This window comes from Cryobacterium sp. Y62 (assembly GCF_002929785.1).
GTDB lineage: Bacteria > Actinomycetota > Actinomycetes > Actinomycetales > Microbacteriaceae > Cryobacterium.
In genome coordinates, this window is the sequence record NZ_PJJK01000050.1 from 1 (window position 1) to 8,511 (window position 8,511).

Consider the following 8,511-nt stretch of genomic DNA (forward strand, 5'->3'; position numbering starts at 1 on the left):
CCTGGCCGCCCGCGACTGGTCCGGCTACATCGCCCAACGCCAGCTATAAAACCTGCCCTGAATAACGCGCGTCCACCGGTACCGGCTGTTTCGTCGGTGACGAAACGGTGCAGCCCGGCGCTCCTCCTGAGTATGAGCGAGCTGCAGAAAGTCACCATCCGACGGATGACCCCGACCCAGTGCGTCCGGTGTGGCGCGGCGCTGCCGCCGGACGCAGGCACCGGACGACCGCGCGTCTTTTGTGGACCCGGCTGCCGCAAAGCAGCGTACGACGACAGACGGGCTCGTAAACCCGAGGCATTTCACGTGCGAATTGTCGACCGTACTGATGTGAAGACGGTTGAGCTGATTCGGACCGTCGATGAAGGGCACGACATCACCGAGTGCGTCCGACAGGTTTGTGGATCACCCCGGGCGGTTGCGAATGTCCTCGTCGCTCTGAATGGGTTGGTCCGTTCGGACACATTGCTGCTGGACAACAAGTGGGCGCCCGCCCTGCGTTTGATCGTCGACTTGAACCGCGCCATTCAGAATACTGCTGAGCGCGCAAGCCGGCCGCGCCGTTGACGCTGAGATGCGGTACCGGAGCACGGAAAGGATGAAACTCAGGCTTGCGGCATCTTGCTAGATTCCGTCTAAAGAAAGCATGCAGGGGTGTGTTGTCGGATAGCGTCGCATTTATTTCGCGGTTCGCGGGCTTGTCCATCTGTGGATGTGCGCACGCGCAAGCACTTCCATGGCTACGGTTGTAGTGAGCACAGTGATTGAGAGCGCGTGATGACGTACAGCGTAATTCGAGTTCGCGCGACGCCTGGTGCCTCGCGCTCAGGGCACATGGGTGGCGTGCTCGTGGTTGCTGGTATCGCGGTGGCCGCGTGGATCTCTTTCGGCCGCCACCTCTTCGGGATCGGTGGCGACCTCACCATCATCTACGCGGCGACGCTGGGTGTGATTTTTGCCGCCTTGCTGGTGATCACGGGGCTCGCGGTACGACGCACGGCACGTCGAGGGTTCGAAACTCGCGCGATAACATACGCGTTTTTCCTTGCATCAGGCGTTATCGGACTCTTGTTGGGACTCACGCTTCCAGATTCAACACCTCGCGGTTTGCAGACAATCATCAGCGGACCCACACAGCCTGCGTTGGATATCGCTATCGGTATCGCGAACCCCCTGGGCGTTATCGGAATCGCGACCGCGATCATTGCGCTCGTGCTTTCGATTCGCGATTCGCGCGGGCGAATCACGCTTGTTGAGTCATGGGGCGACGAGGATGATGGCGCCCTTGTCGACCCCGCGTAGCGGCAATTCGTTGCATCGACGCCGCTCCCGAAAGGCCCACGTGCAGCGCGTCAGGGCGGAAACATTGTCTAAGAGACAGCCCCCACCTAGGCTGAGCAGTATGACGGTCGAACAGGTTGAGCAAGGGCCTCGCCAAGTCGCGCGCACTGTTGAGGTGCCGGCTTCGGCCGAAGACGTCTTCGCGTTGGTGGCTGATCCGCACCGTCACGGTGAGCTGGACGGCTCGGGCACCGTCGGCGGTACGGTGTCGGGGCCGCGGCGGCTCACCCAGGGCGCGAAATTCTCGGTAGCGATGAAGCAGTTCGGCGTCCCGTATCGCATCACCAGCACGGTGACGCGCATCGAAGACGGTCGGCTTGTAGAGTGGCGTCACCCCGCGGGACACCGGTGGCGCTGGGAACTCACGCCGCTCACGCCCACGTCTACGCGCGTTACTGAGACGTTTGACTACAGCACCGTCCCAGCCGTTCAGGGAAAGGTCTACGAGCTGCTCGGCTTTCCTCGGCAGAACGCCGCCGGCATCGAAGCCACCCTTCGCCAACTCACGTCGCGCTCCGCCCGCGCTTGACGTGAGGCCACCGGGCCGGAGTCGGTTACGCGGCCGTGATTACCAGCGCCCGGGCGGTGACAGTCACGGCTCCCACCCGGCAAGTGCCCCGCGCATTGCAGGGGGTCAGCTCGATGCGCGCAGTGTGCCGGAGCCGCTTAGCGCTTCCGCATCCGCATCCGCATCCGCATCCGCATCCGCATCCGCCGCAACATTCTTCTGCACGGCGAACTGGGTCCGGTGCAATTCCTCGTATCGTCCACCTACAGCCAGCAGTTCCTCGTGCGTACCTCGCTCCACGATCGAGCCGTCCTCAACCACGAGGATCAGGTCCGCGCTGCGGATGGTGGAGAGGCGGTGTGCGATCACCATCGCTGTCCGTCCCTTGAGCGCCTCGCTGAGCGCCGCCTGCACGGCGGCCTCAGACGTCGAGTCCAGCGCCGCCGTCGCCTCGTCGAGGATGACGACGCGCGGCTGGGCGAGCAGGAGCCTCGCGATGGTCATCCGCTGGCGCTCACCCCCGGACAATCGGTAGCCACGCTCGCCCACCATGGTGTTCAGCTGGTCGGGCAGGGACCGAATGAGAGGCTCGAGCCGCGCACGGCGGACGGCGTCCCACACCTCATCGTCGGACGCTTCCGGCCTCGCGAGGCGCAGATTGGAGAGGATGGTCTCGTGGAACAGGTGGCCGTCTTGCGTCACCATGCCCAGGGTGTGCCGCATGGAGGCGAACGTGACATCGCGGACATCCGTCCCCGCGAGGCGCACGGCGCCGCTGTCGACGTCGTACAGGCGCGAGAGGAGCTGCGCGATCGTGGATTTGCCGGCACCGGACGAACCAACGAGGGCAACGGTCTGACCCGGCTCGATCCTGAAGGACACGCCGTGCAGCACCTCCTCGCCGCCGCGGGTGTCCAATGTGGAAACCTCCTCGAGAGACGCGAGAGATACCTTGTCTGCGGACGGGTAGGCGAAGCGCACGTTGTCGAACTCGACGGACACCGGGCCTTCGGGCACGGCGACGGCGTCGGGCTTCTCCTTGATGAGCGGGTCAAGGTCGAGCACCTCGAAGACGCGCTCGAAGCTGACCACCGCGCTCATGATCTCCACCCGTGCGTTTGCGAGGCCGGTGAGCGGCGCGTAGAGGCGGGTGAGGAGGAGCGCCAGGGTGACCACGTCGCCGGTGTTCAGCTGGCCGGCTAGTGCGAGGGCGCCGCCGAGCCCGTACACGAGCGCGAGGGCGAGAGCGGAGACGAGCATCAGTGCGGTGTAGAAGACGAACTGCAGCATTGCGGTGCGCACCCCGATGTCGCGGACACGGGCGGCGCGGACGCGGAACTCCTCGGCCTCCTCGTCGGGCCGGCCGAACAGCTTGACGAGGGTGGCGCCGGGCGCTGAGAAGCGCTCGGTCATCTGCGTGCTCATGGCGGAATTGTGGTCGGCGGCCTCGCGGCGCAGCGCTGCGAGGCGGCTCCCCATGCGGCGGGCGGGTACCAGGAAGATGGGGAGCATGATCACGGCGAGAACGGTCACGAGCCAAGACGTGCTGAGCATGACGATCAGGGTGAGGATCAGCGCCACGACGTTCGTGACCACACCGGACAGCGTGCCGCTGAAGGCCTGCTGAGCGCCGATCACATCGTTGTTGAGGCGGCTCACGAGGGCGCCCGTTCGTGTGCGGGTGAAGAACGCGATCGGCATCTTCTGCACGTGGTTGAAGACGGCGGTGCGGAGGTCGAGGATCACGCCTTCACCGATCCGCGCCGAGTACCAGCGCGTCACGAGTGACACGGCGGCGTCGGCCACGGCCACGAGCGCGATGACGACGGCGAGCCACACAATCGTGGTGACCGCGCCCTTGGCGACGATGACGTCGACCACCTGGCCGGCGAGTACCGGCGTCGCGACCGCGAAGAAAGCTCCCACGGTGGAGAGGGTGATGAAGATCAGCAGCTTAGACCGGTAGGGCACCGCGAACCTCATGATCCGCCGCACGGACTCACGGGAGAAGCCGCGTTTGCTGTCCCTAGCGCTCGAGATCTTGTGCAGCGAGCTCCAGGCCGCGCCTTCCATGCTCATGGTGGTTCCTTTCGCTCGTACTCGGCCAAGTTTAGATTGCGAGTTGCCCGAGCTCGGGGTTCTCCTCAGCGGCGGCGAACCGGGGCTTCTTTCATGAAACGGCTCGCCCGGCAACGAGCGCATGGGCGGTGTTTGCAACGCGGCTGCCGAGGTGACGCGCGGTGCGCCGGTCAGCGTCGGCAATGACATACGCCCGCCAAAAGCGGTTCACAAGGTCATCATTTACCCATCACATTCATCACTAAATGACCCAAAACGATGACGTACAATTGGAGGCAGCGAACCGCCCGGTTCCCTGTAAACACAAGGGAATCCGCGGGTTTTCGGAGACATTCGGTAACGACATAAAGAGGGCCAAAACCTCCAAATCGTCGCGGCATCAAATCTTCTCACTGAGCGGTTTACCTTTCTTCTCGAGAATTCCGCTGAGACTCTTGAACGAGCACGTACCGGGTTCATCCTGCCTTTCCTCGAGACGGCGGCAAAGGTCGACTGGCCGCCGCTGCATGATGTGCATGACGTTGGATCACTGGACGCGACCTCTTCGGGATCGCAAGAGTTCGAAATTCGGAGGCTGCGGGAGCAGACTCAGGTCACTCTTCTTAGAACGGTCACAGAGAGCGCTGCAGGTATGATCGCCGGAGTCGGCGTAGGGGCAGGAACAGCAGCTGGAGCCTTTGCCGCAGTCTCGGCAGCGGCGACGGCATAACTGGGACTGCGATTGCCTCTCTGTCCGGTGCTGCTGCTTCAAGCGCCACACTTGCCTGGCTCGGTGGCGGATCCCTCGCAGCTGGCGGCATGGGCATCGCCGGCGGCACCGCGGTCCTGTCTGGCATTGTTGCTTTGCCCGCACTCCTTGCCGTGGGCGGCGTACTCGTCTGGAAAGGACACCAACTTCGAAAAGAGGCCGAGGCGGAGGCGGAGAAGCTTGATGCTGCACAGCAGGCGCTAGAGGACTTACGGGCCGCCTTGCCACGCGCTGAGCTGTGGAATGAAGCCCAGCAGTCCATCATCCAGCGCGCTGAGCTCCTTGGCCGCACCATCCAGTTTCGACATGTTGAGCCAATCGTGTCTGCCCGCGATGTAGTCGCTAGGGGCGGGCACACTATTGCTTGGGCGACGTTGCCGGACGATACGAAGGAGGCGCTTTCAATCCAGCTGAAGCAGCTCAGCATCATTCTCGATACACAGGCATTGCCCGTCTGGTTGGGTGTTACTACTGTGAGCCAGCCGGACCTCGACGTCGACCAGGAAAAAACTGCAATCAAGTCCGAGGAGTGGATCGATGAAAGCCTCACCCTTGCCCAGTTCGACCTCGATGAGCATGAAGAGTGGATGTGCGGCCGGATGGCGAGAGATCGGTCCGACTAAGGCTCGCCTCTTCTAGCTTCCCCAGGATCTAGAGATCACCCGCGAGGTCCGCATGCGAAGGCTCGTCCAGTCGCAAGTCTGGACTCCGATCCGGCCGCGACTCAGCGGTCCGCAGGTCGGTCCTGAACAAGCATTCATCTTTGAGTAGTCATGTGTACCGGCTCGCCGAAGCTCTCGACACCGTCGCCAAGCAACACCCGAGTCATTCGACGCCGAGCTCGCGCTTCACGAATGCGCACCATCATCAACTTCAGCAGGCTGATCGGCCCGATATGAAGAAGCTTCAAGGTATTCCAGAGACACAAGATCACGAGTAGGTTCAGCCAACCTGGCCCACCGTCACCTACCTGAGCTCGGAAATAGACCGCAGCAATCGCATAGGGAACGGCGAGCAGCATCGCCGGCACGCCCCACTTCAGCCCGCGCCGGGTATTGATCGCGTCGATCACGATCGCCATCGGCATGAACCGGCGCAAGAAGAAGTAGCAGCGGGCGGTGGTGGCAAGAATAATGTCGAACATGACGCGCCCTTTCAGATGTTCGGCAACAAGAACCTGAAGGACTGAAAGTCATACCGTCGCACCGAGCGACAGCGAGTAATAAAGGTTGCCTACCAACACTGTAGAACCTGATGCCGGCAGGCGAAAGTGCCGCGCACATTTCAGAGCGGAGGCTCCCCCGCGTGTCGTGACCGGCTAAAAGGGAGATGCCACGCCTACGTCAAGATGAAGATCCCGTCGGGGGTCTCTGGCCAGCTCGATTCGCCGAGTGCAGCGTACACGCTCACGGACCAGGCGGAATCGCGTGAATACTGGCCAAGGTGCCAATCCGAGAATCGATGCATGAGCCCCAGGGCAGTCCTGCCAACAGCTTCATCTTGGTCCTGCGGACCGCCACGACTATGGCTCGACGTTCCCATAACGAAAATACCGCCGGGTTTCAGTAGTGCGCTCACCTGGGCGAAAGCCTGACGCAGTGCCTCGCCTGAGAAAAACGCCGGAACGTTTCCCGTTATCAGAATCACGTCGTAGGTGTCTGGAATTCCCAGCCCAGCAAGTCGTTCCGGCGCCAGTCCCTCCACGCCGAGTTCTCGGAACCAGTCTGAGTCGAAGTAGTCGAGTGCCACGCCCAACACTTCGGGCGTGGGGTCGATCCCAAAGGCGGCGTGGCCCCGAGCACGCAGTCCGTTCACGGCCGATCCGTGCCCACAGCCAATGTCGAGGATCGTCGAGCCACGACGAGCGAGCATGTCCACGAACCGGGCGCCCACACAGCCGACGCCGTCCGTGACGGTTTGGTGGCCACGATCGGCACGCTGCCGGCACACCTTCGCGGGTCGCTGACTTGGGACCAGGGATCAGAGATGTCGACCCACAAGTCATTCACCACCGCGACAGACATGCCGGTGTATTTCTGCGACCCGGCCAGCTCCTGGCAGCGGGGCTCGAACGAGAACACCAACGGGCTCCTGCGCCAGTATTTCCCGAAGGGAAGCGACCTGTCGGTTTATGGCCTCGAGGATCTGGAACGGGTCGCGCAGGAACTGAACGGCCGACCCCGCAAAACGCTCGGCTGGGACACCCCGGCAGAGCGATTCCGTGATCTACTAATCAGTACTTAATCAGCGCGGTCTTGCAACGACAGATGAAACCCAAGCATTGGCAGCGTAGAAGAATCCACTAATTCCGCTGTCCGAAATACCCGCGGCAGCTCAATCAATGCCGTGGCAGAGTCGTTTTTCTCCCATATGAAAACGGAGATGTATTACCAGCAGCACTTCGACAACCACCTCGCCGCACGCACCGCGGTGATGGAATACATCGAATCCTGGTACAACCGGCGGCGGCCCCACTCCCACAACGGAGGATTACAACCGGCCGCAGCTCTAGCCGCGTACCAAGACCGCCGCCAACTGGCTGCGGCATAGAAGAAAAACACAACAGACTGTCTCAAAAACTTGACGGGCGCAGTAAGGCCACGTTCAGCTCTTCGGGATATCGTCGACACCATGACGTATGCGCTTCGCTCCCTCAACCCTCTCGATCTCCCCCAGGTGCTCACGCTCAACAATGAGGCAGTTCCCGCCGTCTACGCCCTTGACGCTGATTTGCTTGCCACCCTCGTAGCTACTGCTACTCACTCAGTCGTGGTCACGACGGTGGAGGATGTGCACACCGTGGCTGGTTTCGTGATCGGCTTTGCCCCGTCCGCCGAATATGCAAGTGAAAGCTACCGTTGGTTTGAAGCCCGATCGAGCGACTTCCTCTATGTAGACCGCATCGTCGTGGCGCCAAACGCACGAAGCCAGGGCCTCGGCGAATTGCTCTACGCCTCCGTCTTTCAGGCTGCTCGCGAGGCCCACGCCACCGAAGTGGTGTGCGAAGTGAATACCTTTCCGCCCAATCCGCAGTTGCTGGCCTTCCACTCACGTCTCGGTTTCACCACGGTCGGCGAGCAGACCAACACGGGCGACACGGGCGCCGCCGCACTGCTCACGGCACTCGTTTCATAGCTCACTGCGGCCTCGCCGTACCGGCTTGAGATTGTGCCCATAAATGACGATCGAAGCAAGTGTGCTCGTTGTCGACGGAACATGATCGGCGGATTCAATTGGTCGTCGCAACACCGGTGCTTGCGGTCAACAGTAGCTCGTTCATGGCTTCGGCTGGCGTCTTGAACCCGAGGGTTTTGCGGGGGCGTTCGTTCAGGGTCTTGGCGACGCCTTCGAGGTCGACGCGGGAGTAGCGGGTGAAGTCAGTGCCTTTCGGGAAATACTGGCGCAGTAGCCCGTTGGTGTTCTCGTTGCTAGGCCGCTGCCAAGGCGAGTGCGGATCGGCGAAGTAGATCGGCAACCCGATCTGGATGCGCAGTTGAGCGTGTTGTGCCATCTCGGCGCCCTGGTCCCAGGTCAGTGACTTGCGAAGGGTCGCGGGCAGGGTTGCGATGGCCTGGGCGATCGCGTCACGCACGGCCTCGGCGTCGTGGCCAGCTGTCGCTGGGCCGTTCTTGATCTGCGCGCCGACCATCTTGTGCTCGTCCATCGGAGGCAGGTGCAGCAGTATCGTGAACCGTGTGGTGCGTTCGACGAGGGTCCCGATCAAGGCCTCGCCCAGTCCGAGGATCAGGTCCCCTTGAACCGTCCCTGATTTCCTGCCGCTTTCTTTCTGGTGAAAGGATTCGGATATGCCCAAGAAACACCCAACAGAGGTTCG

General features: G+C 62.2%; 9 protein-coding genes and 2 pseudogenes. 7 read left to right on the forward strand and 4 right to left on the reverse strand.

Annotation, left to right across the window (positions count from 1 at the left end):
* Nucleotides 1-306: 306 nt before the first annotated feature.
* From CXY71_RS00835 to CXY71_RS00845, 3 genes are all read left to right on the forward strand, one after another.
* Nucleotides 307-567 carry a hypothetical protein gene (locus CXY71_RS00835; RefSeq protein ID WP_104133840.1) on the forward strand — a complete coding sequence of 87 codons (261 nt, stop codon included), beginning with the start codon at nucleotides 307-309 and terminating at the stop codon, nucleotides 565-567.
* Between the two features lie 267 nt (nucleotides 568-834).
* A complete protein-coding gene (locus CXY71_RS00840) occupies nucleotides 835-1,302 on the forward strand; it encodes a hypothetical protein (RefSeq protein WP_233195353.1) in 468 nt (155 codons plus the stop codon).
* A gap of 100 nt (nucleotides 1,303-1,402) precedes the next feature.
* Complete coding sequence (locus tag CXY71_RS00845; protein ID WP_104133842.1) at nucleotides 1,403-1,870, forward strand: SRPBCC family protein; 468 nt, start codon at nucleotides 1,403-1,405, stop codon at nucleotides 1,868-1,870.
* A gap of 105 nt (nucleotides 1,871-1,975) precedes the next feature.
* Here CXY71_RS00845 and CXY71_RS00850 read toward each other — a convergent pair whose 3' ends face one another.
* The gene (locus CXY71_RS00850; RefSeq protein ID WP_104133843.1) at nucleotides 1,976-3,928 is read right to left on the reverse strand and encodes an ABC transporter ATP-binding protein; all 1,953 of its coding nucleotides are present in this window, start codon (nucleotides 3,926-3,928) and stop codon (nucleotides 1,976-1,978) included.
* Nucleotides 3,929-4,726: 798 nt separating this feature from the next.
* On the opposite strand from CXY71_RS00850, the gene CXY71_RS21360 reads away from it, so the two are divergent.
* Nucleotides 4,727-5,299 carry a hypothetical protein gene (locus CXY71_RS21360; RefSeq protein ID WP_199184131.1) on the forward strand — a complete coding sequence of 191 codons (573 nt, stop codon included), beginning with the start codon at nucleotides 4,727-4,729 and terminating at the stop codon, nucleotides 5,297-5,299.
* Between the two features lie 134 nt (nucleotides 5,300-5,433).
* On the opposite strand, the gene CXY71_RS00860 is transcribed toward CXY71_RS21360, so the two are convergent.
* Both CXY71_RS00860 and CXY71_RS00865 read right to left on the reverse strand, forming a co-directional pair.
* On the reverse strand, nucleotides 5,434-5,820 hold the full coding sequence (locus CXY71_RS00860; RefSeq protein WP_104133844.1) for a sulfate permease: 387 nt from the start codon (nucleotides 5,818-5,820) through the stop codon (nucleotides 5,434-5,436).
* 194 nt (nucleotides 5,821-6,014) lie between these two features.
* Nucleotides 6,015-6,491 (reverse strand): class I SAM-dependent methyltransferase, encoded by a 477-nt coding sequence (locus CXY71_RS00865; RefSeq protein WP_233204313.1) that lies wholly within the window; start codon nucleotides 6,489-6,491, stop codon nucleotides 6,015-6,017.
* A 78-nt stretch (nucleotides 6,492-6,569) separates the two neighbouring features.
* Between CXY71_RS00865 and CXY71_RS00870 the strand changes: the two are divergent.
* From CXY71_RS00870 to CXY71_RS00880, 3 genes and pseudogenes are all read left to right on the forward strand, one after another.
* Nucleotides 6,570-6,969 (forward strand): annotated as a pseudogene (locus tag CXY71_RS00870) (IS30 family transposase); the annotation flags it as partial.
* Between the two features lie 47 nt (nucleotides 6,970-7,016).
* Nucleotides 7,017-7,226: pseudogene (locus CXY71_RS00875) on the forward strand (IS3 family transposase); the annotation flags it as partial.
* A gap of 81 nt (nucleotides 7,227-7,307) precedes the next feature.
* Nucleotides 7,308-7,811, forward strand: a complete 504-nt coding sequence (locus CXY71_RS00880) for a GNAT family N-acetyltransferase (RefSeq protein WP_092453161.1) — start codon at nucleotides 7,308-7,310, stop codon at nucleotides 7,809-7,811.
* A 94-nt stretch (nucleotides 7,812-7,905) separates the two neighbouring features.
* Here the strand turns inward: CXY71_RS00880 and CXY71_RS00885 are convergent.
* Nucleotides 7,906-8,511 (reverse strand): IS30 family transposase (locus CXY71_RS00885; protein WP_233204314.1); only part of this gene is annotated, 606 nt, incomplete at its 5' end.

What these genes read in the sequence shown, in the direction of transcription:
- CXY71_RS00840 (WP_233195353.1), top strand. Translation starts at nt 835, where the DNA reads ATGGGTGGCGTGCTCGTGGTTGCTGGTATCGCGGTGGCCGCGTGGATC.
- CXY71_RS00845 (WP_104133842.1), top strand. Translation starts at nt 1,403, where the DNA reads ATGACGGTCGAACAGGTTGAGCAAGGGCCTCGCCAAGTCGCGCGCACT.
- CXY71_RS00850 (WP_104133843.1), bottom strand. Translation starts at nt 3,928, where the DNA reads ATGAGCATGGAAGGCGCGGCCTGGAGCTCGCTGCACAAGATCTCGAGC.
- CXY71_RS21360 (WP_199184131.1), top strand. Translation starts at nt 4,727, where the DNA reads ATGGGCATCGCCGGCGGCACCGCGGTCCTGTCTGGCATTGTTGCTTTG.
- CXY71_RS00860 (WP_104133844.1), bottom strand. Translation starts at nt 5,820, where the DNA reads ATGTTCGACATTATTCTTGCCACCACCGCCCGCTGCTACTTCTTCTTG.
- CXY71_RS00880 (WP_092453161.1), top strand. Translation starts at nt 7,308, where the DNA reads ATGACGTATGCGCTTCGCTCCCTCAACCCTCTCGATCTCCCCCAGGTG.